At 72.3% G+C, this 22882-nt stretch carries 24 protein-coding genes; 8 read left to right on the top strand and 16 right to left on the bottom strand.

The features are described 5' to 3' along the window. Positions 1 to 28: 28 nt before the first annotated feature. Positions 29 to 1264: an MFS transporter gene (locus Aiant_RS04825; RefSeq protein ID WP_189331137.1), complete on the top strand. Its 1236-nt coding sequence runs from the start codon at positions 29 to 31 to the stop codon at positions 1262 to 1264. 482 nt (positions 1265 to 1746) lie between these two features. Here Aiant_RS04825 and Aiant_RS04830 read toward each other — a convergent pair whose 3' ends face one another. The 3 genes from Aiant_RS04830 to Aiant_RS04840 are packed head-to-tail and all read right to left on the bottom strand — an operon-like array spanning position 1747 to position 4532. Further along, positions 1747 to 2127: a VOC family protein gene (locus Aiant_RS04830; RefSeq protein WP_189331138.1), complete on the bottom strand. Its 381-nt coding sequence runs from the start codon at positions 2125 to 2127 to the stop codon at positions 1747 to 1749. 9 nt (positions 2128 to 2136) lie between these two features. Then, entirely contained in the window at positions 2137 to 3918 is a 1782-nt protein-coding gene (locus Aiant_RS04835) for an AMP-dependent synthetase/ligase (RefSeq protein WP_189331139.1), read from the bottom strand. Next, a complete protein-coding gene (locus Aiant_RS04840; RefSeq protein ID WP_189331140.1) occupies positions 3915 to 4532 on the bottom strand; it encodes a TetR/AcrR family transcriptional regulator in 618 nt (205 codons plus the stop codon). The genes Aiant_RS04835 and Aiant_RS04840 overlap by 4 nt, the downstream gene beginning before the upstream one ends. A 114-nt stretch (positions 4533 to 4646) precedes the next feature. On the opposite strand from Aiant_RS04840, the gene Aiant_RS04845 reads away from it, so the two are divergent. Then, on the top strand, positions 4647 to 5435 hold the full coding sequence (locus Aiant_RS04845) for an inositol monophosphatase family protein (RefSeq protein ID WP_189331141.1): 789 nt from the start codon (positions 4647 to 4649) through the stop codon (positions 5433 to 5435). On the opposite strand, the gene Aiant_RS04850 is transcribed toward Aiant_RS04845, so the two are convergent. Then, on the bottom strand, positions 5432 to 5809 hold the full coding sequence (locus Aiant_RS04850; RefSeq protein WP_189331142.1) for a nuclear transport factor 2 family protein: 378 nt from the start codon (positions 5807 to 5809) through the stop codon (positions 5432 to 5434). The two genes, Aiant_RS04845 and Aiant_RS04850, sit on opposite strands and share 4 nt — an antisense overlap. A gap of 79 nt (positions 5810 to 5888) precedes the next feature. Here Aiant_RS04850 and Aiant_RS04855 point away from each other — a divergent pair, with 79 nt between their 5' ends. Beyond that, entirely contained in the window at positions 5889 to 6407 is a 519-nt protein-coding gene (locus Aiant_RS04855; protein WP_189331143.1) for a TetR/AcrR family transcriptional regulator, read from the top strand. 74 nt (positions 6408 to 6481) lie between these two features. On the opposite strand, the gene Aiant_RS04860 is transcribed toward Aiant_RS04855, so the two are convergent. From Aiant_RS04860 to Aiant_RS04870, 3 genes are all read right to left on the bottom strand, one after another. Further along, the gene (locus tag Aiant_RS04860) at positions 6482 to 6841 is read right to left on the bottom strand and encodes an STAS domain-containing protein (protein WP_189331144.1); all 360 of its coding nucleotides are present in this window, start codon (positions 6839 to 6841) and stop codon (positions 6482 to 6484) included. Positions 6842 to 6862: 21 nt separating this feature from the next. After that, positions 6863 to 7693, bottom strand: a complete 831-nt coding sequence (locus tag Aiant_RS04865; protein ID WP_189331145.1) for an ATP-binding protein — start codon at positions 7691 to 7693, stop codon at positions 6863 to 6865. 118 nt (positions 7694 to 7811) lie between these two features. Then, the gene (locus tag Aiant_RS04870) at positions 7812 to 10571 is read right to left on the bottom strand and encodes a DEAD/DEAH box helicase (protein ID WP_189331146.1); all 2760 of its coding nucleotides are present in this window, start codon (positions 10569 to 10571) and stop codon (positions 7812 to 7814) included. 87 nt (positions 10572 to 10658) lie between these two features. Here Aiant_RS04870 and Aiant_RS04875 point away from each other — a divergent pair, with 87 nt between their 5' ends. Further along, the gene (locus Aiant_RS04875; RefSeq protein WP_189331147.1) at positions 10659 to 11384 is read left to right on the top strand and encodes an HAD family hydrolase; all 726 of its coding nucleotides are present in this window, start codon (positions 10659 to 10661) and stop codon (positions 11382 to 11384) included. 36 nt (positions 11385 to 11420) lie between these two features. Here the strand turns inward: Aiant_RS04875 and Aiant_RS04880 are convergent, their stop codons facing one another. The 7 genes from Aiant_RS04880 to Aiant_RS04910 form a co-directional block, all read right to left on the bottom strand. Next, positions 11421 to 11615 carry a hypothetical protein gene (locus tag Aiant_RS04880; protein WP_189331148.1) on the bottom strand — a complete coding sequence of 65 codons (195 nt, stop codon included), beginning with the start codon at positions 11613 to 11615 and terminating at the stop codon, positions 11421 to 11423. Between the two features lie 42 nt (positions 11616 to 11657). Continuing rightward, complete coding sequence (locus tag Aiant_RS04885; RefSeq protein ID WP_189331149.1) at positions 11658 to 12557, bottom strand: diacylglycerol/lipid kinase family protein; 900 nt, start codon at positions 12555 to 12557, stop codon at positions 11658 to 11660. Positions 12558 to 12743: 186 nt separating this feature from the next. After that, complete coding sequence (gene tatC / locus Aiant_RS04890) at positions 12744 to 13712, bottom strand: twin-arginine translocase subunit TatC (RefSeq protein WP_229830113.1); 969 nt, start codon at positions 13710 to 13712, stop codon at positions 12744 to 12746. Between the two features lie 9 nt (positions 13713 to 13721). Continuing rightward, positions 13722 to 14090: a Sec-independent protein translocase subunit TatA gene (gene tatA, locus Aiant_RS04895; RefSeq protein ID WP_189331150.1), complete on the bottom strand. Its 369-nt coding sequence runs from the start codon at positions 14088 to 14090 to the stop codon at positions 13722 to 13724. A gap of 136 nt (positions 14091 to 14226) precedes the next feature. Next, positions 14227 to 14469: a hypothetical protein gene (locus Aiant_RS04900; protein ID WP_189331290.1), complete on the bottom strand. Its 243-nt coding sequence runs from the start codon at positions 14467 to 14469 to the stop codon at positions 14227 to 14229. A 41-nt stretch (positions 14470 to 14510) separates the two neighbouring features. Beyond that, positions 14511 to 15467, bottom strand: a complete 957-nt coding sequence (locus tag Aiant_RS04905) for a helix-turn-helix transcriptional regulator (RefSeq protein WP_189331151.1) — start codon at positions 15465 to 15467, stop codon at positions 14511 to 14513. Then, the gene (locus tag Aiant_RS04910; protein ID WP_189331152.1) at positions 15464 to 16453 is read right to left on the bottom strand and encodes a helix-turn-helix transcriptional regulator; all 990 of its coding nucleotides are present in this window, start codon (positions 16451 to 16453) and stop codon (positions 15464 to 15466) included. The genes Aiant_RS04905 and Aiant_RS04910 overlap by 4 nt, the downstream gene beginning before the upstream one ends. A gap of 59 nt (positions 16454 to 16512) precedes the next feature. Here Aiant_RS04910 and Aiant_RS04915 point away from each other — a divergent pair, with 59 nt between their 5' ends. Both Aiant_RS04915 and Aiant_RS04920 read left to right on the top strand, forming a co-directional pair. Continuing rightward, a complete protein-coding gene (locus Aiant_RS04915) occupies positions 16513 to 17529 on the top strand; it encodes a cation diffusion facilitator family transporter (RefSeq protein WP_189331153.1) in 1017 nt (338 codons plus the stop codon). A gap of 9 nt (positions 17530 to 17538) precedes the next feature. Beyond that, the gene (locus Aiant_RS04920) at positions 17539 to 18621 is read left to right on the top strand and encodes a DUF3866 family protein (RefSeq protein WP_189331154.1); all 1083 of its coding nucleotides are present in this window, start codon (positions 17539 to 17541) and stop codon (positions 18619 to 18621) included. Positions 18622 to 18634: 13 nt separating this feature from the next. Here Aiant_RS04920 and Aiant_RS04925 read toward each other — a convergent pair whose 3' ends face one another. Continuing rightward, positions 18635 to 19171, bottom strand: a complete 537-nt coding sequence (locus Aiant_RS04925) for a hypothetical protein (protein WP_189331155.1) — start codon at positions 19169 to 19171, stop codon at positions 18635 to 18637. 71 nt (positions 19172 to 19242) lie between these two features. Next, positions 19243 to 19899: a helicase gene (locus tag Aiant_RS04930; protein ID WP_189331156.1), complete on the bottom strand. Its 657-nt coding sequence runs from the start codon at positions 19897 to 19899 to the stop codon at positions 19243 to 19245. 148 nt (positions 19900 to 20047) lie between these two features. Between Aiant_RS04930 and Aiant_RS04935 the strand changes: the two genes are divergently transcribed. Together Aiant_RS04935 and Aiant_RS04940 are read left to right on the top strand one after the other, a co-directional pair. Then, a complete protein-coding gene (locus tag Aiant_RS04935) occupies positions 20048 to 20635 on the top strand; it encodes a signal peptidase I (protein ID WP_189331157.1) in 588 nt (195 codons plus the stop codon). Then, complete coding sequence (locus Aiant_RS04940; RefSeq protein WP_189331158.1) at positions 20632 to 22875, top strand: LamG domain-containing protein; 2244 nt, start codon at positions 20632 to 20634, stop codon at positions 22873 to 22875. The genes Aiant_RS04935 and Aiant_RS04940 overlap by 4 nt, the downstream gene beginning before the upstream one ends. Positions 22876 to 22882: the final 7 nt, after the last annotated feature.

Here is a 22882-nt window from a genome sequence, read left to right on the forward strand (position 1 = left end):
CCGTTTCGTCCCGGCTTGAGGAGCCATTTTGCATGCCCTTCTTCGCCCGCGCCTCGGCGCGGGTTTCACCCGTCTCTGGACCGCCGCGGCGGTCTCCAACCTGGGCGACGGGGTCACCATGGTGGCCGGCCCACTCCTGCTCACGACAGTCACCGACGACCCCGCTCTGATCGCCGGCGGCGCGTTCGCCGGCCAGCTCCCCTGGCTGCTGTTCGCGCTGATCAGCGGCGCTTTCGTGGACCGCCTCGACCGCCACCGCCTGGTCGTCGTGGTCAACCTGCTGCGCGGCGCGGTCCTTGCCGGCCTGGCCGCCGCGATCGCCACCGGGCACGTCTCGGTGCCGGTGATCTACCTGGCGTCGTTCCTGCTCGGGGTCGGGGAGACGCTCGCCGACACGGCGTACGGGGCGCTGCTGCCGGCGGTGGTCGCCCCGGACGATCTGGAGCGGGCCTACTCGCGGCTCGGGGCCACGTTCACGATCGCCAACCAGTTCGCGGCCAAGCCGTTCGGGGCCTGGCTCTACGGGATCGCCGCGGCGCTGCCGTTCGGGCTGGACGCGGCCAGTTTCGTGGCGGCGGCGGTGCTGATCGCCGGGTTGCCGGCCGTCCCCCGCCCGGCGACTCCGGAACGTCGCGACAACCTGCGGGCCGACATCGCCGCAGGGTTGCGCTGGCTCTGGCGGCATCGGCTGCTGCGGACCCTGGCGGCGGCGATGGGCGTGGCGAACATCGCGTTCTGCGCGGCGTTCGCCGTCTTCGTGCTCTACGCCCGGGACCGGCTCGGCCTCTCCGGGGTCGGCTACGGGTTCCTGCTGACCACGTTCGCGGTCGGTGGGCTGGCCGGCGCCGGGTTCGCGACCTGGCTGTCGCGCCGCTTCGGCGCCGGGCGGGTGCTCCGCGCCGGCCTGATCGTCGAGATCATCACCCACCTGACGCTCGCGGTGACCACGAATCCGCTGGTGGCGGGCGGGATCATCGTGATCTTCGGGGTGCACACGATGGTCTGGGGAGTGCTGGTCTCGACGATCCGGCAGCGGGCCGTCCCGGACGAGTTGCGGGGCCGGGTCGGCAGCGTCTACGCACTGCTGGAGACCGGCGGCGCGGCCCTCGGGTGGCTGGTCGGGGCGTTGTTCGCCCAGCTGTGGGGAGTGACCGTGCCGTTCTGGATCGCGGCGTTCGCGATGGTCGCGGTCACCGCCGCGGCCTGGCGTCCGCTCTCCGAGATCAACCCCGTTTCCGGTACGGCGGCAGCGCCCAGTAGTTGATCACGCGTGCCCGGCTCGCCGGGGCCGGGCACGCCTCACCGTCCGGCTGGCCGCGACGGCCCTATCCCGAGCCCGGGAAGGGCCACAGAGACCAGCCCGACCACCCCGGCTGGCCGTGACCGCCCTACCCCAAGCCGGGAAAGGGCCACAGAGACCAGCCCGACCACCCCGGCTGGCCATGACCGCCCTACCCCAAGCCCGCAAAGGGCCACAGAGACCAGCCCGACCACCCCGGCTGGCCGCGACCGCCCTACCCCCAGCCCGCAAAGGGCCCCAGACACCAGCCCGACCACCCCGGCTGGCCGTGACCGCCCTACCCCGAACCCGCAAAGGGCCACAGAGACCAGCCCGACCACCCCGGCTGGCCGTGACCGCCCTACCCCAAGCCCGCAAAGGGCCACAGAGACCAGCCGGACCACCCGGGCTGGCCGTGACGGCCCTATCCCGAGCCGGGAAAGGGCCACAGGGACCAGCCCGGTTGGTCAGGGCCAGACCTTGGAGTCCGTCGCGAACAGGTGCTCCGAGCTCTGGACCGGGACCACGCACACCAGGTGACCACCCGGCGCGCGCAGGATCTTGTGCCCACCGTTGTCCGTCACGATCGTGGCGCCCGCCCGGATCAGCCGGGCACTCTCCGCCTCGACGTCATCGGTCTCGATGTCCACGTGATACCGCGGGGCGTCGTCCACCGACTGCACCACCACGGCCAGCCCGGGCACCGCACCCTTGATCCCGGTGAACTCCGGCTCCCCCGGCGCCGGCCGGGCGCTGCCACCGAGGGCCGTCGCCCAGAAGGAGACCGCGGCGTCGGCCTCCTTGACCGGGGTGTCGATCAGAACTCCGAACAACCGGCTTCGATGCATGGCCCCACGTTACGCGTAGAGATCGTCCAACAGGGGACGATAGCGCTCCTCGATCACCCGCCGGCGCAGCTTGAGCGAGGACGTCAGCTCACCGGTTTCCACCCCGAGGTTCTCCTCGAGCACGGCGAACTTCTTGATCGTCTCCCAGGAGTTGAGGGTGGCGTTGAGCTGCTCGACGTACCCCGCAATCGCCTCCCGAAGCGCGGCGGACCGTGCGATGTCCGCATGCGAGGCGTCGCCGAGGCCGTGGGCCGAGGCCCATTTCCGGGCCTCGTCCGGATCGAGGTCGATCAGAGCAGTGATGTATTTGCGTTTCTCGCCGTGCACCACGAATTGCCCGGCGAGCGGGCAGATCGCCTTGAACCGCGCCTCGATCGCCTGCGGCGCGACGTATTTGCCGTTCGATGTCTTGATCAAGTCTTTCTTACGGTCGGTGATCCGCAGGGACCCCCGCTCGGTGATCTCTCCGATGTCGCCGGTGTGCAGCCAGCCGTCCTGGAGCACCGCGCTGGAGTCCAGCCCGTGATACCCCGACATCATCCCCGGCCCGCTGAGCAGGATCTCCCCGTCCTCGGCGATCCGCACCCGGGTGCCCGGCAGCGGCCGCCCGACCGTGCCGTACTCCGGACTGTCCGGCCGGTTGAAGATCGTCGTCGCGCACGACTCGGTGAGCCCGTAACCCTCCGCGATCGGCAGCCCGACGGCGCCGAACCACCGCGCGATGTCCGGGGAGAGCGCGGCCGCGCCGGAGATGAAATAGCGCATCCGCCCGCCGAACCGCGCTCGGATCTTCGCCAGCACCAGGCGGTCCGCCACCCGGAACCGCAATCCCGACCTGCGGTTCTGCGCCACGCCCACGGCCCAGTTCAACAGCGTTTTCTGTACGCCCGAAGCCCCGCTCACCGCCGCATAGACCTTCTCGAAGATCCGTGGCACGGCCGGCATGATCGTCGGCCGCACCTCGGCGAGCCGCTGCACGACCTTGCTGACGTCACCGTCCACCGCGAACGGGAACCCGACCGAGAGCTGGCAGCTCAGCAGCGCCTTGCCGAACGCGTGGGACAGCGGCAGCCACAGATAGCCGAGATCGTCGGGCTGCACGATGCCCATCGCCCGGATCGCCAGGCCCTGGTAGGTCCAGGCGCGGTGGGCGATCCGGACACCCTTGGGCAGGCCGGTCGTCCCGGAGGTGTAGATCAGCGTGGCGAGGTCGTCGGGCCGCACCCGGGCGACGGCCGCCTCGACCGTCCCGGGCTCGGCGGCCCGGCCGAGCTCGCGCAGGCCGGCCAGGGTCAGCACGCGCGGGTCGTCGCCGGTCACCGCGCCGTCGATCAGCACCACCCGCTCGACCGGGGTGCCGTCGAACAGCAGCTTGGCCAGGAAGCTCTCGTTCTCGGCGACGGCGAACCGGCTGCCGGAGTCGGTGAGGATGTGCGCGACCTCGTCCGCCGACGACGACGGATAGACCGTGGTGGTGGCCCCGCCGGCGCACATCACCCCGAAGTCCGCCTCGATCCACTCGACCCGGGTGCCACTGGCGATCGCGACCCGGTCCTCCGGCGCGAGGCCGAGCGCGAGCAGCCCGGCCGCGATCTCGGTGACCGCCTCGGCCGTCCGCGCCCAGCTCTGCGCCTGCCACGCACCGCCGGCACCGGGCCGCAGGTAGGCGATCGCGTCCGGCTGGGCCGCGGCCCGCTCCAGGAACATCGCGCCGAACGAGGCCGGCTCGGTGGCTCGCAGCCCGGCCAGCAGGCTGTCCTCGGCGGCCGGGGCGGTGCAGGTCGGTGTCATGCGGGGTCCTCCACCATCCGGGTCAACCAGGTCGTCAGTTCCGGCGCGAGCGCCATGAGGTCGGGCTCGTCGTCGCTGTCCAACGCGTCCGAGGCGATCTGCCGCAGCGCGTAGATCGCCCCGACGCAGGCGCTGAGCGGCACCGTGGCGCCGCCGGGAAGCCGGTCGCGGACCAGCGCGGCGAGCCGCTCGACGGCCTGCCGGCGGCGCCGGCGCGCCGGCCGGCCGAGAGCGTCCATCTCCACCTGGAAGGCCCGGGCCGCGACCCGGTCGCTGTCCAGCGTCGCCAGGTACGCCCGGACGAAGCGCTCGACGCCGTCCCCGGCGCCGAGCCGCTCCAGGAACACCGCGATGAACCGGTCGTAGGCGGCGTAGACACACGCGTCCTTGTCGGCGAAGCACTCGTAGAACGCGGCCCGCGACACCGCCGCCCGGGCACAGATCTCCCGCACGCCGAACCCGCGATAGCCCGCCCCGGCGAGCAGCTCCGTGGCGGCGATCAGCATCCGCTCACGCTGCGCGGCGACCACCTGCTCGCGGGGCAGCTCGTGGCGGCCGCGCGGCAGCGACGGCGGGGTCGTGAACACCACGCCGCTGGTGATCCGCTCCGGCATCGACCGACCCCATCCGAGTAGGCGTCATTTGAGTACGTGTTGTTACTCCAATATTCCCACGAGGTTACCGCGCCCCCGGCCGGACCCGGCACCCGGACCCGGCAGGATGAATCCGTGGAGACGGATCTCGAACTGGCCCAGCGGGCCGCACTGACCGGCGCCGCCGAGGCGCTCCGCCACTTCGCGGTCATCGCCGACCTGCCGCAGGAGACCAAGAAGGACGGCACCGTGGTGACCCTGGCCGACCGCGCGGTCGAGCACGCGATCCGGGCGGTGCTGGCCGAGGCGCGACCGGACGACGCCATCCTCGGCGAGGAGCACGGCGAGACCGCGAGCCGGAACGGACGCCGGTGGATCATCGACCCGATCGACGGCACGGCGCTGTTCGTCCGCGGCGACGGACGGTGGCTGGTGCTGATCGCCCTGGAGGTGGACGGCGAGGTCACCGTCGGGGTGCAGGTCGTGCCGGTGCAGGGGCTCGCGTGGTGGGCCACCCGTGGCGGCGGGGCCTACCGGGGCAAGGTCGTGGACGGCGGGCTGGCCGCGGCGGAGCGGATCCGGGTCGCGGCGCCGCCGGACGGGGTGGCCGGGAGCCGGCTCGGGGTGGTCCCGCTGGACTGGGGGCGGGAGATCGCCGCGCCGCTGATCGCGGTGGCTGCGGAGGAGCCGTGGCCGGTGCATCCGCCGCTGCTGGTGGCGCAGGGCGACCTGGACGTGGCGGTGCAGACCGGCGGGCAGATCTGGGACTTCGCGGCCAGCTCGGTGATCCTCCCGGAGGCGGGTGGGTACTTCCGCGGTCTGGACGGGCAGGAGCGCGCGGGAAGTGGCGCGTACGTCTTCGCGAGCAGCCCCGAGCTGCTGGACGCCGCGCTGAGCATCCTCCGCGGCCAGACCGTGCCCTAAGCCCGCAGAGCCGCCGCGATCGCCCCGTGGTCGTGGTAGTCACGGGACTCCACGATCAGCCCGTCCCGGATGCGCAGCACCTGGATGTTCGCCATCCGGAAGCCCGGCCCCGCGTAGTCGTACTCCGCCACGATCACCTCCGGGTCCGTGGTCTCGTGCACCCGCACGTTGTCCGGGCTGAGCGTGATCGGCAGCGACGCCGCCGCCGCCGCGAAGTGCCGGGCCACCTCGTCGCGCCCGTGCAGCCGCGTCCGCCGCGGATCGAACGGCATGGTGACGACGGCGTCCGGCGCGTAGAGGTCGCCGAGCGTGCTCCACTCGCCGCGGCCGATGCCGCCGGAGAGCCGGGCGAAGACCTCGCGGGGTGTTTCCATGGTCCACCTCCGTGCAGAATAGGAGTGCGTACTCCGTTTAAGCATACGGAGTGTTCACTCCGTTTAGGAAGGGGTCCGTGTGCCACGTGCGGACGCACAGCGCAATCGGGCGCGGCTGCTGGAGGTCGCCGAGGAGGTCTTCGCCGAGCGCGGCGCCACGGTGGCGACCGAGGAGATCGCGCGGGCGGCCGGGGTCGGGATCGGCACCCTGTTCCGGCACTTCCCCACCAAGGAGGCGCTGCTCCAGGAGGTCTACCTGGCCCGGCTGCGCCGCCTCACCGACGACGCCGCCACCGCGCCGACGCTCGCCGACTGGATCCGCCGGGCGGTCGAGCAGTCCCGGGTCAAGAACGCTTTCGCCGACGCTCTCACCGAGGCCGGCGTCGACCCCCGCGGCGTCGCCGCCGACGTCCACCGCGACCTGCTCGCCGCGATCGGCACCCTGCTGCGCCGCGACCAGTCCACCGGCGCCGTCCGCCCCGACCTGCGCGTCCCCGACATCGTCGGCCTGCTCGCCGGCGCCTCGCGAGCCGTCGAGGTCGCCCCGGACAGCCAGTCCCGCATCCTCGAAGTCCTCTTCGCCGGCCTGAAACCCTGACCCCTCTTCCGCGGGGCGAGCGGCTCCGGTCGTACCCTCAAGCGGTCACCGCGAGCCACAGCGGACCTCGCGCCTCAGTCGTGGTCGAGGCGGAAGAGATCGCCCGCGCGCGTCGCGCGCAGCAGCCACCGCAGATGCGGCTGCGGGTTCCGCAGGTGACAGGTGGCGTCCCGGGCACCCGCCACGCTGCGCGCCGCGACCAGCATCCGCAGCCCCGCCGCATCACAGAAGTCCACCCGGGCGACGTCGATGTGGATCTGGCGGACCGGGACCGTCAGCCCGAGCACGTCGTAGACCCGGGTGAGGTCGTACAGCTGGGTCTGCAACGCGGTCACCGACATCGCGTCGAGGCTGCCCCACAGTTCGATCACCAACCGGTCGCCGTGCCGGGCGCCGGCGATCTTGGTGCCCGCGAACGCGGGGTCAGGACTCATGACGGAAACTCGGATCAGGGCTCATTGCCACTCCTCCGGCCGGTTGCGCAGGATCGCCCACACCAGTTTCCCGCCCCGGGCGGGCAGCGCGCCCCACGCCGACGCCGCCGCCCCGACGATCCGCAGCCCGAGGCCACGGTCGGTGAGCGACGGACCGAGCGGACCGGCGACCGGGTCGCGGACCTGCGGCAGGGCCGGGTTCCCGTCGAAGACCGCCAGGTGCAGCGCGGCCGTGGTGCCCTCGCCACGCGACGACACGACCACCTCGATGTCGGTGCCGGCGTGCTCGGCCGCGTTCACCACCAGCTCGGACGCCACGAGCCGGGCCCGCTCACTGAGATGCGGCAGCTCCCAGCCCCGGCAGGCGTCGCTGACCAGGCGGCGGGCCAGGGTCGCGGCGGCCGGGTCGGGCGGCAGGGCCAGGTGCATCCGGTCGATCAGCGGGCGCCGGTGCGCGAAGGCGGCCCGGGCCTGCTGCACCGACGCGTACATGACCAGCCAGTCCCGGGCGCCGAGCCGGCGCAACCGGCGGGCCAGCGGGGTCGGCGCCGGCAGGCAGACCCCGATCGCGATCGGCGGCTGCATGGCGGCGCCCTGCGCGCACAGGGTGAGCCAGAGCGGCGCACTGACGGCCCGCGGATCGTTGAGCCGGTGCAGGTCCACGATCAGGCCGGTCGGGTGCTCGGCCAGGCACTTGTCCAGCACGGTACGGGCCAGCCAGGAGAGCCGCCGGTCCCAGGACCCGTGGAGGGTCACCTCGATGACGGCGGTGTCCGGGTCGATGACGGCGAGCACCGCCTCGGGCGGCGCGCCCGCGGACCAGTCGATGAGATGCGGCGAGTCCGTGGCCATGACCCCTTCCCCTGGCGAACGTACTCAGTGCCATCGATTCTGCCGCCGCAATTCTTGAATTGTCCCAAAGACGACGTCAACGGAGATTCACCATGCGCGATGAACGCGACATGTCGGATCAGACGCCGCCCTGGTAGGCGAGCACCCCCCGGTTGACCGCCGCGATCGCCTTGCGGGCCGTCTCTTTCACGCCGGGTGACGCCGCGGAGGCCTCCCGGATCTGGCCGAGCAGGTCGAGCACCTGCCGCGCCCAGCGGACGAAGTCACCGGCCGGCATGTCGGCGTCGTAGTTGTGCCCGCTGGCCAGCACCCGGGCCAGCGGCTCACCGCGCGCCCAGCGGTACATCGGCCAGACGAAGCCGGGGTCGGGCTCGCGGGTCAGCGACAGCCCGTGCTCGCTCTCCTCGGTGGCGATCTCGCCCCACAGCTTGGCGCAGGCGTCGACCGCGCCGCTGATCGGCCCCTTCGGCACCGAGGCACGGTCCTCACCCTCGCGGCGGGACTCGTAGAGCACCATGCTGACCGCGGCGGCCAGCTCCTCGGGATCCAGACCGTCCCAGACGCCCTGCCGCACGCACTCGGCGACGAGCAGGTCGGCCTCGGACCAGATCCGCCCGAGCATCCGGCCGGCCTCGGACACCTCGCCGTCGGCGGACAGGTAGCCCCGGGCGGTGAGCACGGCACACACCTGGTCGAAGGTGCGGGCCAGCGAGCCGGTCCGGCCGGCCACCTTGTCCCGCAGCGCGTCGGTGTCGCGCTGGAGCCGGTGCCGGCGCTCGGCCCAGCGGGCGTGGTCCTCCCGCTCCGGGCAGGCGTGGCACGGGTGCTGCCGCAGCTGCACCTTCAGCAGGGCGATCTCGGCGTCCTCGCCGGGGCTGGCCTTGCTGCGCCCGGCCCGGCGGCGGTCCGGGTGCCGGTCCAGCCCGGTGGCGCTGACCTGGGCGGCCAGGTCGCGGCGGGCGCCCGGGGAGCGATGGTTGAAGTTTTTCGGCACCCGGACCCGGGTCAGCACCTCGACCTCGCCGCCGAAGTCGGCCGGGCTGACCCGCCCGGCCCACCGGTCCTGGGTGAGCACGAGCGGCCGCGGCTCGCCGAACCCGCCGGCGGCCGGCTCCAGCACCACGGCCAGCCCGGCCCGGCGGCCCTGCGGCACCCGGATCACGTCGCCGATCCGCAGTTTCGCCAGGGAGTCGTTGGCGGCCGAGCGGCGCTGGGCCACACCCTGCCGGGCCAGCGACTTCTCCCGGTCGGCGATGGCCACCCGGAGCCCGAAGTACTCGTCGAAGTCGCCGTGGTGGCAGGCGGCATCCTCCCCGTACGCCTGCATGGTGTCGACGTTGCGCTGCACCTGACGGGCCAGGCCGACCACCGAGCGGTCCGCCTGGAACTGGGCGAACGACGACTCCAGCAGCTCGCGGGATTTCTCCGCGCCGACCGTGCCGACCAGGTTGACCGCCATGTTGTAGGACGGGCGGAACGAGGAGCGCAGCGGATAGGTCCGGGTGGAGGCCAGACCGGCCACGTGCCGCGGGTCGACCTCGGGGCTCCAGAGCACCACGGCGTGCCCTTCGACGTCGATGCCGCGGCGCCCGGCCCGGCCGGTGAGCTGCGTGTACTCCCCCGGGGTCAGGTCGACGTGCGCCTCGCCGTTGAACTTGACCAGGCGCTCCAGCACGACGCAGCGGGCCGGCATGTTGATGCCCAGGGCCAGGGTCTCGGTCGCGAACACCGCCTTGACCAGGCCGTTGACGAAGCACTCCTCGACCGCCTCCTTGAAGGCGGGCAGCATGCCGGCGTGGTGCGCGGCGATGCCCCGCTCCAGGCCGTCGAGCCACTCCCAGTAACCCAGCACCGACAGGTCCTCGGCCGGGATCGCGGCGACCTTGGCCTGGGCGATCCGGCGGATCTCGGCGCGCTCCTCCGGGCCGGTCAGGCGCAGCCCGGCGCCGAGGCACTGCTGCACGGCGGCGTCGCAGCCGGCCCGGCTGAAGATGAACAGGATGGCCGGCAGCAGCCCGGCGCGCTCCAGGCGGTCGACCACCTCGGCGCGCGGTGGTGGCTGCCAGCGGCGGCCGCGGCCGCCCCGCGCGTTCCACCCGCCGGCCCGCTCGCCCAGGTCGAGGCGGCGCTCCATCTCGCGGGTGTAGCGCAGCAGCTCGGGGTGGACGTCGTGTTTCTTGGCCGCGTCGGCGTCGTGGAACAGGTCGAACATCCGGCGGCCGACCAGCATGTGCTGCCAGAGCGGAACCGGGCGGTGCTCGCTGACCACCACGTCGGTCTTGCCGCGGACGGTGACCAGCCAGTCGGCGAACTCCTCGTAGTTGCTGACCGTGGCGGAGAGCGAGACCAGGGTGACCGAGGCCGGGAGGTGGATGATCACCTCTTCCCAGACGGCGCCGCGGAAGCGGTCGGCGAGGTAGTGGACCTCGTCCATCACCACATAGGCGAGATTTTTCAGCTGGGCCGACCCGGAATACAGCATGTTGCGCAGGACCTCGGTGGTCATCACGACCACGGGGGCATCCGCGTTGATCACGTTGTCGCCGGTGAGGAGTCCGACCTTTTCCGGGCCGTAGCGCTCGACCAGATCGTGGAACTTCTGGTTGGACAGCGCCTTGATCGGGGTGGTGTAGAAGCACTTGCGCTCGCCCGAGCGCAGCGCCAGGTGCACGGCGAACTCGCCCACCACGGTCTTGCCGGCGCCGGTCGGCGCGCAGACCAGCACGCCGTTGCCCCGCTCCAGCACCTCGCACGCGGCGCGCTGGAAGTCGTCCAGGTCGAAGCCGACATCGAGCATGAAATCGTCGAGCGCCGGGAACTCGGCGACTCGCGCCGCCCGCCGCTTGGATTCCGCATACCGTTCGGCGGGACTCGTCATGAACAGAAGCCTAGTTCGCTGGTATGACAATTCGCGACACGGTTAGGCGCGTCCGAGCCCGGTCAGGCGCATCGGTAAGGTGCACGAGTGCCGCATGCCACCGAACCTCCCCAGTCCGCGCGGCTCGTGGAAGCCGTCCTGTTCGACTTCCACGGCACTCTCGCCCAGGTCGAAGACCCGGTGACCTGGGTCGTTGCGGCTGCCGCGGCGTGCGGCGCCACCCTCGACCGGGGGAAGGCCACGATCCTGGCCGACCGCCTGGTCACCGCCGGTCGCGCCGGCGGCCCGCTGCCGCACCGGGTGCCCCCGCAGCTGGCCGAGCACTGGGCCGACCGCGATCTCTACGAGCACAGTCACCGGGCCGCCTACACGGGCCTGGCCGCGACCGTGCACACCGACGTCGAGGGACTGGCCGACGCGCTCTACGAGCGGCTGCTGGTGCCCGACGGCTGGTTGCCTTATCCGGACACCGAGCCGACGCTGCGCAGGCTGCACGAGGCCGGGATCAAGGTCGCCGTGGTCAGCAACATCGGGTTCGACATCCGCCCGCACTTCGCCCACTGGGGCCTGGACGGGCTGGTCGACGCGTTCGCGCTGAGTTACGAGGTGGGCCGGACCAAACCGGACCCGGCGATCTTCCTGCGCGCCTGCGGGATGGTCGGCGCTGATCCGGAGCGGACACTGATGGTGGGTGACACGCCCGCGGACGCCGGCGCGGTCAGGGCCGGCTGCGCCGCCCTGGTGCTGCCCGCCGCCGAGGCCGGCCGCAACAACGGGCTGGGCGCGACGCTCGCGCTGGCCGGCTGCGTCTGACCCGGCACGCCGACCGAGTTCGCTGGTTGAGCCCGCTCAGACGTACCGGTCGAGGATGGTGCCGCGGCGGCCCTTGCCGGCCGTCGCCGCGGCGGCCTGCGCCTCGGTGGCCGCGTCGGGGCTGACCGCGGCGTCGGCCATCGCCTTGAAGGCCTGCCGCGCGTTGCCGAAGACCGAGGTCGCCATCGCGGTGATCGAGGACGTGTTGCCGGACACCGTGTTCATCGCCATGCCCTCACCTTCGGGCTGTCGCCGGGCGATCTGACGGTCAACTCACCGGAGCAACCGGACTGCACCCGGCACAACTTTCATGTCGAGCGGCAGCGGGCCGAGCCGCTCCCCGTCCGCATACCCGATGATCCCCTCGGCGTGCACCCGCACGTGCCGGGCCCGCAGCACGGTCACCCGGGCGTCGGTGACGTGCGTGCCGTCCCGCAACCGCGGTGTGAGCCGGACCAGGCCACCCCGCCCGAGCGGGCTCGCGTAGATCACGTCGAGCAGCCCGTCGGCCGGGTCGGCGTCCGGCAGGATCCGCATGCCACCGCCGTAACTGGCCGCGTTCCCGACCGCGACCACCTCGGCCGGCACGGTCAGCACCTCGCCGTCGATCTCCAGCGTGTACCGGCGGGCCCGCAGCCGGGCCAGCTCCAGCATGATCGCCAGGTCGTAGCGGCGCGGTCCGCGCGGCCAGCGCATCCGGTTGGCCCGCTCGTTGACCAGCGCGTCGAACCCGGCCGCCAGCACCGCGCAGAACCAGCGTTCCCGCCCGGCCGCGTCGGCCGCCAGGGCGGCATCGATCCGCCGCACACGGCCCGCTGCGAGACTCGCGGCGATCCCGGCCGCGGCTTCGATCGGCTCTTTCGGTACGCCCACAGCACCCGCGAAGTCGTTCCCGGTCCCGGCAGCCACCACCCCGAACCCGACGTCTCGCCCAGCGACGGCTTGCAGCACCCGATGCACCGTCCCGTCCCCGCCCACCGCGACCAGCGCCACCGCCCCGTCCGCGACCGCCCGGTGACAGGCCTGCTCCGCCCCGGTCCCACTGTCCGCCTCGAGCAGCCGCACCGGATGCCCGGCCCCGCCCAGCGCTTGCAACACCCCGGGAAGCAAACCGCGGTGCCGGCCCCGCCCAGCCCGGGCATTGGCCAGCACCGCGATGAAATCCCTCGTCACCGGCGTGACGGTACCGGGTGACCCGCTCAGCCGTCACGGCGGTGAGCCCTTCCCACCCCGCAAAACGCCGCCGGTGACGGGGCAAGTGACTTCTCGACGCCCGCGGGGTTTGCGGGCGGCGGGAAGTCACTTGCCCCGTCACCGGTTACCAGGCGTTTTGCCGCGGAGCGAAGCGGAGCCAGCCAGCTAAGTCATGTCGTCGAAGCGACGTTCGATCGGCCTCGGGCTCTCCACCGGCGTGGGCGCGTCGACCGGGGTCGGGGCGGCGATCGGGTCGGACGCGCCGACCGGGACCCGCTCCTCCTCGAGCGTGGAGATCGCGTCGTCGTCGAGCCCCGCGTAAAGCTCCTTGCCGACGCCCTTGCGCTTGTCGTTGAGGAACGCGACACCGACCGCCACGAAGTACAGGAACGCCATGCAGGCGGCCAGCAGCGTCATGCCGAACGGGCCCGGGTCCGGAGTCGCGATCGCGGCGAACGCGAACGACAGGAAGATCACCGCGCGCCACCAGCTGAGCAGCCGTTTCGCCGTGACCACACCGGTGAAGTTCAGCATCAGCAGGATCAGCGGGAACTCGAACGCCGCGCCGAACAGCACGATCATCGTGGTGACGAACCCGATGTACGCCGTGACCTCCAGCTGCTGCGACTGCTGGAGAACGCCGGCCTCCATGATGAACTGGAGGCTGTGCTGAACCACGAAGTAGGCCAGCACGGCGCCGCCCATGAACAGCGGGGCGGCGATCCCGACGAACACGTACGCCCACTTGCGCTCGTGGCGGTGCAGACCCGGGGCGATGAACGCCCACAGCTGGTAGAGCCAGACCGGCGAGCCGACGAGCAGACCCACCCAGAGGGCGAGCTTGAGCCGGATGATCAGACCGTCACTCGCGGCCAGCGTCAGGTACTGACACTTCCAGGTGCCGTCGGGCTGCAACGCCTTCGAGGTCGGCAGATGGCAATACGGCCCGCTGAGCAGGTCGAAGACCCAGTCGGAGACGATGAAGCCGACGATCAGGCCGACAACGACGCCCAGCGAGGCGATGAAGAGCCGGTTGCGCAACTCCCGGACATGCTCGATGAGGGTCATCGAGCCGTCGGACGCCTGCTCGAACTTGCTCGGCCCCTTGTTGCGGCGCAGGCTCAGGGAAGCCATCGTCCTAGGTCAGCGGTCGTTGGTGCGCTGCACCGGGTCGACGTAGGGCTGCGCGGGCGGCTGCTGGGGCTGCTGGTAACCCGGCTGCGGCTGCTGGTAGCCACCCTGCGGAGGCTGCTGCTGATAGCCCGGCTGCGGCTGGTAACCCGGCTGCTGAACGTCACCCTGGAGCGGCTGCCGCGAGTACTGCGCGTCGGCCTTCTCCGCCAGGTTGTCGTCGTTCTTGCCCTCGTCGACGAGGCCCTTGGTCTCGGCCTTGATGATCCGCAGCGAGCGGCCCAGGGAACGCGCCGCGTCGGGCAGTCGCTTCGCGCCGAACAGCAGGACGAGCACGACGACGAGAAGAATGAGGTGCCATGGCTTGAAGGCGCCGCTCATGGGATGACTCCAGACGGTGGGATCAGGTTGCGGGGTCCATCGTACGTGTCAATTCCGGCGATGTTGCATGCCGGAACCCGCGAGATTCTTACGTATCGGCTTTACGTCCTGGACAACGGGGCCGGAACAGCCCACTTCACTTGCCGAGGCCGGCTTTGATCTGTTCGACCTGCTCCTGGGCCCGCTCGGCCCGCTGCTGCAGACCGAGCATGGTCTGCTCCAGCTTCGCCGCGCCGGCCTGCAGGCGCATCGCCTCCTCCTGCCGGCGCTGGAGCTTGACGGCCGCCCGGCGCAGCTCGGACAACCGGCCCAGCAGCCGCACCGCGGCGAGGACCAGGACGATCAGCGCGATCACCACCACGGCGATCCAGACCCACATCAGCACGGCGCAACCCTACCGGTCGGCGGGGAAAACGCGACTCACCCGGGCGCGGCGTACTGGTCCAGGGCCTCGTGGGCCGCGGCGCGGATCTGCTCGACCAGCTCGGGCGGGCCGGCCACCGTCACGTCCGGGCGGCCGACCAGGAAGCGCCGAGCCCAGACCAGGTCGGTGACCCGCATCGTGACCAGCCACTCGCCGGGCTCCTTGACCACCTGCTCGACCGGGTAGTACTCGGTGATCCACCGGCCGCCGCGGCCCACCCGCAGGGTGACCAGCGGCAGCTCCGGGCCGGGCCGGAAGACGCCGTCGGTGACGTCGTGCGGCACCGCCTCGACCGGCGGCCGGGCCGGCTCGGAAAGTTCCGTGAACGCGTCGATCCGGTCGATCCGGAACATCCGGGTCGCCTCGGCCCGGCGGCACCACGCCTCCAGGTACGCGAACGTGCCGACGGTCAGCATCCGCATGGGGTCGACCACCCGGTCGGTGGTCTCGTCGCGGGCGGCCGTGTAATACGTCAGCCGCAGCGCGTGCCCGGAGTCGACCGCGGCACGAACCTTGGCGAGTTTCTCCTGGTTGGCCGGGAGTTTCACGGCCACCGGGGCGTCCGCCAGGTCGCCGGCCGCGCTCTCGATCTTGGCGAGGGCGCGCTCGATGGCGTCCCGGGAGCCGATGCCGGGCGTCTCGGCGAGCATCCGCAGCGCCACCACCAGGGCGAGCGCCTCGTCCGGGTTGAGACGCAGCGGCTTGTCGATGCCGGCGTCGTGGCTGATCGTCACCCGGTCGCCGTCGAACGCCATGTCGATCAGGTCGCCCGGGCCGTACCCGGGCAGCCCGCACACCCAGAGCAGCTCCAGGTCCTCGCGCAGCTGCTTCGGCGTCACGTTGAGGTCGGCGGCCGCCTCGGCGATCAGGATGCCGGGGCGGGCCAGCAGGTAGGGCACCAGGTTGAGCAGGCGGCCGAGCCGGTCGGCGGACGGGGTGCGCGGGGCGGTCATCGGGCGACCGCCGGCAGCTCATAGCGCGTGACCAGCTCCTTGAGGTGCTGGATCACCGCGTCGCGCAGCTCGGGGGGACCGTCCGCGCGGGCATCCGGCCCGTACCCGGCGATCCGCGAGGCGAGCCACTCCGGATCGCCGTACGAAATGGTCAGTCTGTCGCCCTCCGGGCCCGGGACGATCTCGCTGGCCAGCCGGCGTAGGCCGGCGGCCCGGCCGGGCCGGACGGTGACCGTGGCGCGGCCGGTGCGGGCGATCGGGCCGGAGCTTACCGCCACGTGCTTGATCAGGTCGGCGTCCTCCGGCGGGGTGAACGCGCCCGGGCGGCCGGTGGCCTTGACGTCCCCGACGATCCGGGACAGCCGGAAGCAGCGGGCCGCGTTGCGGTCCCGGTCGTGGCCCACGACGTACCACCTGCCGCGCCAGCAGACCACGCCCCACGGCTCCAGGCGGCGCACACTGGGCTCGTCGACCTCGGGCACCCGATATTTGAAGGTGACCGCGCGGCGGTCCCGGGCGGCCGAGGTGAGCGGGCCGAACGCCGGGTCGACGGTGACCACCGGCTCCACGCCGAGGGTGGCCTGCGGGTCCACCTCGACGCCGGCGGCGCGCAGTTTGGCCAGGCCGGAGGAGGCCGCGGCGGCCAGGCCGGCGTGCTGCCAGAGCCGGGCGGCGATGCCGACCGCGGCGGCCTCGTCCGGTTCGAGCAGGATGTCGGGCAGCGCGTACTCCCGCTGCGCGATCCGGTAACCGGGCTCCTGGTCGAAGATGCTCGCGGTCCCGGTCTCCAGGGGCACGCCGAGCTCCCGCAGCTCGGCCTTGTCCCGCTCGAACTTGCGCTGGAAGGCTTCGTGGTCCCGGGGATCCGAGGGGTCGTGCTCGTAACCGGGCACGGTCAGGGCGATCTGCGCGGCGGTCAGGAACCGTCGCGTGGACAGCAGGCAGATCACCAGGTTCACCAGGCGCTCGGTACGAGTGCGCGACACGACACGAAACCTAGCAGCCCGCGTGTCCCGACCGTTAAACGCGCGGAGCCCGGGGAACGATGACGGGTGTGACTGTCGCACCCGAGCCCGAGATCACCCCCGCCGGACTGCCCGAGACGGGGCCCCGGGCCGAGACCGAGAGCGTCGGGACCGTGCTCCTGGCGCTGCTGGCGAACCTGGTCATCGCGGTCGCCAAGCTGGTCGCCGGCCTGGTCTCCGGCTCGGCGGCGATGCTCTCCGAGGCGGCGCACTCGGTGGCCGACACGGTGACCGAGGTCTTCCTCTACGTCGCGTTGCGCCGAGGGGGAAAACCGGCGGACGAGGAACACCCGTTCGGGTACGGCAAGGAGAGTTACGTCTGGGCGTTCATCGCCGCCCTGTTCACCTTCGTCGGCGGCGCCGGATTCTCGATCTACCACGGGGTGACCACGATCATCAGCGGTCAGGAGGCCGGCGAGTACCTGGCCTCCTACATCGTCCTGGCCGTCTCGTTCGTCGCCGAGGGCGCCTCGTTCCTCAAGGCCCGCCGCCAGGTCCGCGACCAGTCCCGCCGGTGGAACGTCACCCCGCAACGCTTCCTGCGCCTCACCCCGGACACCACGGTCAAAGCGGTCTTCTTCGAGGACTCGGCGGCCCTGATCGGCCTGCTGCTGGCCGCCGCCGGGCTCGGCCTGGCCCAGCTCACCGGCCAGGAGCTGTGGGACGGCCTGGCCTCGATCCTGATCGGCTGCCTGCTGCTGGTGGTCGCCTCGGTGCTGGCCCGCAGCAACGTGTCGCTGCTGGTCGGGCGGGCGGTGCCGCGCCGGATCCACAACCAGATCGCCGCCGACCTGCGCGCCATCCCGGTGGTCACCGCGGTGCCGACGCTGCTGACCATGCAGATCGGGCCGGGCGACATCCTGGTCGCCGCCAAGGTCGACTTCGACGACGACGTGCCGGGCAGCGCGATCGAGGCCGCGTCGGACGAGGCCGAGCGCCGGCTGCGGGAACGCTTCCCGGAGATCCGGTACGTCTTCCTGGACCCGACCCGCGGCGTGCCGGGACGCGACCACATCGACGGCGGACTCGACCGATAGGGTCCGCTCATGGTGCGCTGGCGGTCCGGGACGGTTCTTTCGGTACGACGCCGCTGGCGTGGCGCGGTCGAACTCGACGTCACCTGCGACGGGGGGCCGGTGCGAGCCTTGGCGTACCCGGATCTGGTGGGTGAGCCGGAGCCCGGCGACCGCGTGCTGCTCAACGTCGGCGCCCTCGTCATGGGCCTGGGCACCGGTGGCTACGCCCTGGTGGTCGCGATCCCGGACCGGCTGCCCGCGGACCCGCCGGACGCCGGGACGACCCGGGACTCGGGACACCTGGTGAAGGCGCGGTACACGCCGTTGCAGCCGATCCTGCTCGGGGTGGACGAGGAGGCGTCGCCGCACCGGCCGCTCTTCGACGAGCACGAGTCCCTCGACGGGATGCCGGTGGTCACCGCCGACCTGCACTCGGCGCTGCCGGCGATCCTGGCCGGGATCCACGCCGACCGGCCGGACGCCACGGTCGCCTACGTGATGACCGACGGCGGGGCGCTGCCCGCCTGGTTCTCCCGGACGCTCGACGGGCTCCGCGAGCACCTGGCCGGGACGGTCACCACCGGGCAGGCGTTCGGCGGGGATCTGGAGGCGAGCACCGTGCACACCGGGCTGCTCGCCGCCCGGCACGTGCTGCGCGCGGACGTGACCATCGTGGCGCAGGGCCCGGGCAACCTGGGGACCGGGACGGCCTGGGGCTTCTCCGGGGTCGCCCTGGGCGAGGCCATCAACGCGATCGGCGTGCTCGACGGCCGGCCGGTGGGGTCGCTGCGGATCTCCCAGGAGGACGGGCGCGCCCGGCACCGCGGCGTGTCGCACCACAGCCTCACGGCGTACGGAAAAGTCGCCCTGACCCGCGCCGACCTGCCCGTGCCGGAGGGGTTGGCAGCGGCCCTGGCCGCCGATCTCGACTTCCTGAGCGACCGCCACCGCGTGGTCACGGTCCCGGTCGACGGCCTCGACGAAGCACTGCGCGCCTCCCCGGTGCCCCTGTCGACCATGGGCCGCAAGCTGGACCAGGACTACCAGTACTTCCTCGCCGCGGCCGCCGCCGGCCGGCACGCGGCGGGGCTGCTGGGCCCGTCCGGGGGATGACCGCGGGGCCGGATCAGGTCTGCGCCTCCCAGACGGCGGTGAAGCTGAGGGTGCTGTTCTGCGCGTTGTCGTCGCCGATCAACAGGTATTCGAACTTCCAGGCCCGGGTGGCCGGGCCGGTGACCGGCCACGCGCCGTCGCCGGTGGCCCAGCCGGTGTGCGCGGCGAGGTATGCCGCCAGCGTGGGCCCGCCGGCGGCCGGCGCGCTCGCGTTGTAGAGCGTGGTGGGCGAGGTGAAGTCGGAGCAGTCGGTCTGTGTGCCGGTCCCGCTCTGCACCCGGGCGACCAGGTAGTTGCCGAGCGTCCCGGACACTCCCGTGAAATACAGCCGCACCGTGGCCGGGGCGGTCCCGGTGTACGTGGTGATCACGCAGGACGCGCCGTAGCTGCCGGGGATGGCGTTGGCCACCGAGAACACCTTGCCGGCGGGCGCCGCCGCGGAGAGCGCCACCGTCCCGGCGGTGAAGGTGTTGACCGGGGTCGATGTCGTTGCCGTGTAGGCGGCGTCCGCCACCGGTAGCGCCGCCACGGCTGCCACCAGCGCAAGCATCGGCCATCGTCGCCACCGGCGCCACGGTCCGTGACGCCTGCGGTGACGACCGGCCCGGGGCACCCCGGACATCAGTAGGCCTGCGCCTCCCACTGGAACTTGAAGTCGGCGGTGGTGCCGGAGGTGGCGGCGGCCGCGTTGGACGGCAGCAGCCAGGTGATCCGGTACCACAGTTGGGCCGCGCCGGGGGCGGTCCACTCCCCGGAGCTGCTACCCGACCACGTGGTCGGGAAACCACTGACCTTCGCGGTGCTGCCGGCCACCGCGCCGTACACCACGGTGCCGTTGCTGACGAAGCCGGCGCAGGCCGCGTTGGTCGCGCCGGTCCCCTGGTCGACCACCATCTCCAGGGCACCCGACAGGGTGTCCGAGGCGTCGTCGATCCGCATCCGGATCTTGGCGGGGGCAGCGGTCTGGTAGTCGACCATCACGCAGGCCTGACCGCCGGTGCGCGCGCTGCTCGGCGCGAAACCGGCCAGGGTGATCGCGTTCAGCGCCGCGTCCGGGACAGCGGTGGCGACGGTGAACGGCGCCGAGCCGACCTGGCTGTTGGTCAGGCTCACGCTGACCGCGTTCCAGGTGTTGTCCGGCGTCGCGGTGGTCGCCGAGTACGCCGACTCGGAGGACTGCCAGACCAGCAGGGATCCCAGCAGGATGCTCAGCGGCACGGCCAGACCGGAGATCCGGCGACGTCGGCGGCGACGACGCCCGGCACCCGTCTCTGACATGTCAACTCCCCCACGGTCTGACGTCCACGGCCTCCCCGATCGGTGCCGTCGCCGGGTAGTTGAGGAGCGGGCTGCGGGGAATTGTTAGTGTTTACCCTTGTTGCGAGCTGGCTCGGCGTCAGCCGCCGTCCGAAGGACAGGGCCGAAGATGTCCGCATCGGAAGCCCGCGAATGGGCCTGGTTCACCGCGAGCGTGCTCGCCCGGATCGTCCTGGGTACGTTCGTCGTGGCGGTGCTCTGGTCGGTCCTGCCGATCGCCTTCGGCTGGACCAGCGCGGTGGTGGTCTCCGGCTCGATGCTTCCCAAGATCCGTCCCGGCGACGTGGCGATCGCCGGCCCGGTCCGCGCCGCCGACCTCAGGCCCGGCATGCCGGTGCTGGTGGAGAACCCGGCCAAGCCCGGCCGCCTGCTGCTGCACCGGGTGGTCCGACGCAACACCGACGGCACCCTGGTCACCAAGGGCGACGCCAACCCGACGACGGATTCCATGCCGGTGCCGGCCGCCGCGGTCCGCGGACTGCCCCGCCTGCTGATCCGATGGATCGGCCTGCCGGTCTACTGGCACGGCCGTGGCGAGGATCGCAAGGTGCTGGCCACCGTGGCGCTGACGCTGGCGCTGCTGGTCGTCGCGACACGGCAGGAGGACGACGCCGCCGCACCCCGGCACGCTCGGCGCCCGCAGCATCGCCGGGCGCGGTTCAGGTGGGACCCGGCGATGCCGAACCGGAAGGTATGAGGTGGCTGGCCACGGCGGCGCTCCTGGTCACGGTTCTGGCCTATGGGTGCTGGCAGGTCGCCGGCGCCGGGTACACGTCGAGCGTCAGCGTGCCCGCCACGGTGGCCGCCTCGCCGACCTTCCCCGGGGTGCCCGCCCTGATCAGCGGCGCCGGCCCGGCGTTCTACCACCGGATGGACGAGACGCAGACGCCCGCGGCCGGTTCGGCGGCGGCCGACGCGGTGAACGCCAGCGCCGGTGTCTACGAGACCGCGACCAACAACGCCACCCCCTGGTGGCGCCTCGACGACCCGGCCGGCGCCACGGTGTTCCGGGACAGCTCCGGCGCCGGCAACACCGCCTTCATCAACGGCACCGCCGCCGGCGGCTACCCGGGCCCGACCGGCGGGGCGGTTCAGCCGGGCAACGGCGGCTCGCTGTCCGCGCTGCTGTCGCCGTTCCGCTCGGACCGGGCGTTCACCGTCACCGCCTGGTTCAACCCGGGTGGCCTGGTGCCCACCTCCAGCAGCACCCGGGTCGGCGTGGTGCACATGACCGGCAACTCGTCCGGTACGCCCAGCGGCACCGGCACCTACCCGCGCAGCGACCTCATGATCTTCGGCGACTATCCGGCGCACTGCCCGAACACGGCGGCGTCCTGCTGGGGTGCGGCCATGGCGGGCGACCCGCAGACCTCCACGGTCGCCTTCGACTACGCGTTGGGCAGCACCCCGGTGCTGGCCAACACCTGGGTCCAGCTGACCGCGGTGTTCGACACCACGACCCTGTACCTGTACGTCAACGGGGTGTTGGAGGGCTCGGTGGCACACACCATCTTTCATCCCTCCACCAACGCCGGGATCGGCCTGGGCCGGTACCGGGACGCCGCCTGGAAGGGCCTCGGCGACGGGAGTACCCAGATCGGCGAGGTGCGTGCCTGGCGCAGGGCGTTGAGCGGCGCCGAGCTCGCCCAGCTCCCGGTACGCCCGACCGCCCGCTGGCCGTTCACCGAGGCCACCGGCAGCAACCCGACGTACACCAGTGTCGCGGCCAGCACCGGCACCCCCGGCGTCGTGGCCGGATCCGCGAGCGTCGCGCTCAGCGGAGGCGCGAGCCTGGCCGCCGGGCGCGACGGCAACGCGCTCACCATGTCCGCCGCCGGGTACGTGCAGGGCCCGGCCGCCCAGCTCGCCACCACCGGCAGCTTCACGGTCTCCGCCTGGGTGCGGCTGACCGACAGCAGCACCACCCGGACCTTCGTCGCGGAGAACACCGCCGCCGCCACCGCGGTCAGCCTCGGCTACGACCAGCCCGCCGGCCAGTGGGTGATGCGGGTGCTCACCAGCGGCGGAACCACGGTGCCGGTGTACGGCGACGTCACCGGCCCGGTCGTCAACCAGTGGGTCCACCTGGTCGGCATCCACGACGACTTCAACAACGTGCTGCGCCTGTACGTCAACGGGGTGCCCCAGAGCAGCGTGGCCTTCGCCTTCATTCCGGCCATCGCCACCACCGCGCTGCAGATCGGGCGCCGCCTGTCCGCCGGCTCGACCGTGGAGGCGTGGCTCGGCCAGATCGACGACGTCCGGGTGTACAACGGTTACCCGCTCGCCACCGCGGCCACCACCAGCGCCACCATCAGCACCTTCGTCGGCCTGATGTACCCGGCCATCGCCGCCGAACAGGCCGGTGGCCTGCTCGGCACCAAGACCGGGCACGCCGGATCCACCTCGGTGGCGTTCGGCGGCACCGTGAACGCCTCCAACGCCAAATACGCCGCCACCGCGGCCACCGCCGCGTTCACCGTCGAGTGCCTGATCCGGGTCGGGGTCGACGACGTCGGCGTCATCGCGGGTTTCGCCGGCACGGCCACCCGGCTCGGCAGCGGTTTCAGCGACCGGCTGCTCTACGTGGACCCGGCGGGCAAGGTCGAGTTCGGCGTGGTCAAGAGCGGCGCCGCGGTCACCGTGTCGAGTTCCGCCACGGTCGACGACGCCCTGTGGCACCACGTGATGGGCAGCGTCGGCGCCGCCGGGCTCAAGCTCTATGTCGACGGGGTGCTGACCACCAACACCAGCGTGGTCGCGGCAACCGCGGCCACCGGGTACTGGCGGCTGGGCGGCGCCCCGCTGCAGCCCGTGGACAACTGGCCGGCGGCACCCGGCAACCCGTACCTGACCGGCACCGTCGACGAGTTCGCCGTCTACCCGCGGCAACTGACCGACCAGGAGAATCTGTGGCGGGTCCACGGCAACTACTGACCGGCAC

Origin of the sequence: Actinoplanes ianthinogenes (assembly GCF_018324205.1) — a bacterium.
GTDB lineage: Bacteria > Actinomycetota > Actinomycetes > Mycobacteriales > Micromonosporaceae > Actinoplanes > Actinoplanes ianthinogenes.

Bases quoted from the DNA above. Each gene is read 5' to 3' on its own strand.
- Aiant_RS04870 (WP_189331146.1), bottom strand. From the start codon at position 10,571: ATGACGAGTCCCGCCGAACGGTATGCGGAATCCAAGCGGCGGGCGGCG.
- Aiant_RS04865 (WP_189331145.1), bottom strand. From the start codon at position 7,693: ATGGCCACGGACTCGCCGCATCTCATCGACTGGTCCGCGGGCGCGCCG.
- Aiant_RS04900 (WP_189331290.1), bottom strand. From the start codon at position 14,469: ATGTGGGTCTGGATCGCCGTGGTGGTGATCGCGCTGATCGTCCTGGTC.
- Aiant_RS04925 (WP_189331155.1), bottom strand. From the start codon at position 19,171: ATGCTTGCGCTGGTGGCAGCCGTGGCGGCGCTACCGGTGGCGGACGCC.
- Aiant_RS04935 (WP_189331157.1), top strand. From the start codon at position 20,048: ATGTCCGCATCGGAAGCCCGCGAATGGGCCTGGTTCACCGCGAGCGTG.
- tatA (WP_189331150.1), bottom strand. From the start codon at position 14,090: ATGAGCGGCGCCTTCAAGCCATGGCACCTCATTCTTCTCGTCGTCGTG.
- Aiant_RS04835 (WP_189331139.1), bottom strand. From the start codon at position 3,918: ATGACACCGACCTGCACCGCCCCGGCCGCCGAGGACAGCCTGCTGGCC.
- Aiant_RS04915 (WP_189331153.1), top strand. From the start codon at position 16,513: ATGACGGGTGTGACTGTCGCACCCGAGCCCGAGATCACCCCCGCCGGA.
- Aiant_RS04930 (WP_189331156.1), bottom strand. From the start codon at position 19,899: ATGTCAGAGACGGGTGCCGGGCGTCGTCGCCGCCGACGTCGCCGGATC.
- Aiant_RS04905 (WP_189331151.1), bottom strand. From the start codon at position 15,467: ATGACCGCCCCGCGCACCCCGTCCGCCGACCGGCTCGGCCGCCTGCTC.
- tatC (WP_229830113.1), bottom strand. From the start codon at position 13,712: ATGGCTTCCCTGAGCCTGCGCCGCAACAAGGGGCCGAGCAAGTTCGAG.
- Aiant_RS04920 (WP_189331154.1), top strand. From the start codon at position 17,539: ATGGTGCGCTGGCGGTCCGGGACGGTTCTTTCGGTACGACGCCGCTGG.
- Aiant_RS04860 (WP_189331144.1), bottom strand. From the start codon at position 6,841: ATGAGTCCTGACCCCGCGTTCGCGGGCACCAAGATCGCCGGCGCCCGG.
- Aiant_RS04880 (WP_189331148.1), bottom strand. From the start codon at position 11,615: ATGGCGATGAACACGGTGTCCGGCAACACGTCCTCGATCACCGCGATG.
- Aiant_RS04830 (WP_189331138.1), bottom strand. From the start codon at position 2,127: ATGCATCGAAGCCGGTTGTTCGGAGTTCTGATCGACACCCCGGTCAAG.
- Aiant_RS04940 (WP_189331158.1), top strand. From the start codon at position 20,632: ATGAGGTGGCTGGCCACGGCGGCGCTCCTGGTCACGGTTCTGGCCTAT.
- Aiant_RS04840 (WP_189331140.1), bottom strand. From the start codon at position 4,532: ATGCCGGAGCGGATCACCAGCGGCGTGGTGTTCACGACCCCGCCGTCG.
- Aiant_RS04850 (WP_189331142.1), bottom strand. From the start codon at position 5,809: ATGGAAACACCCCGCGAGGTCTTCGCCCGGCTCTCCGGCGGCATCGGC.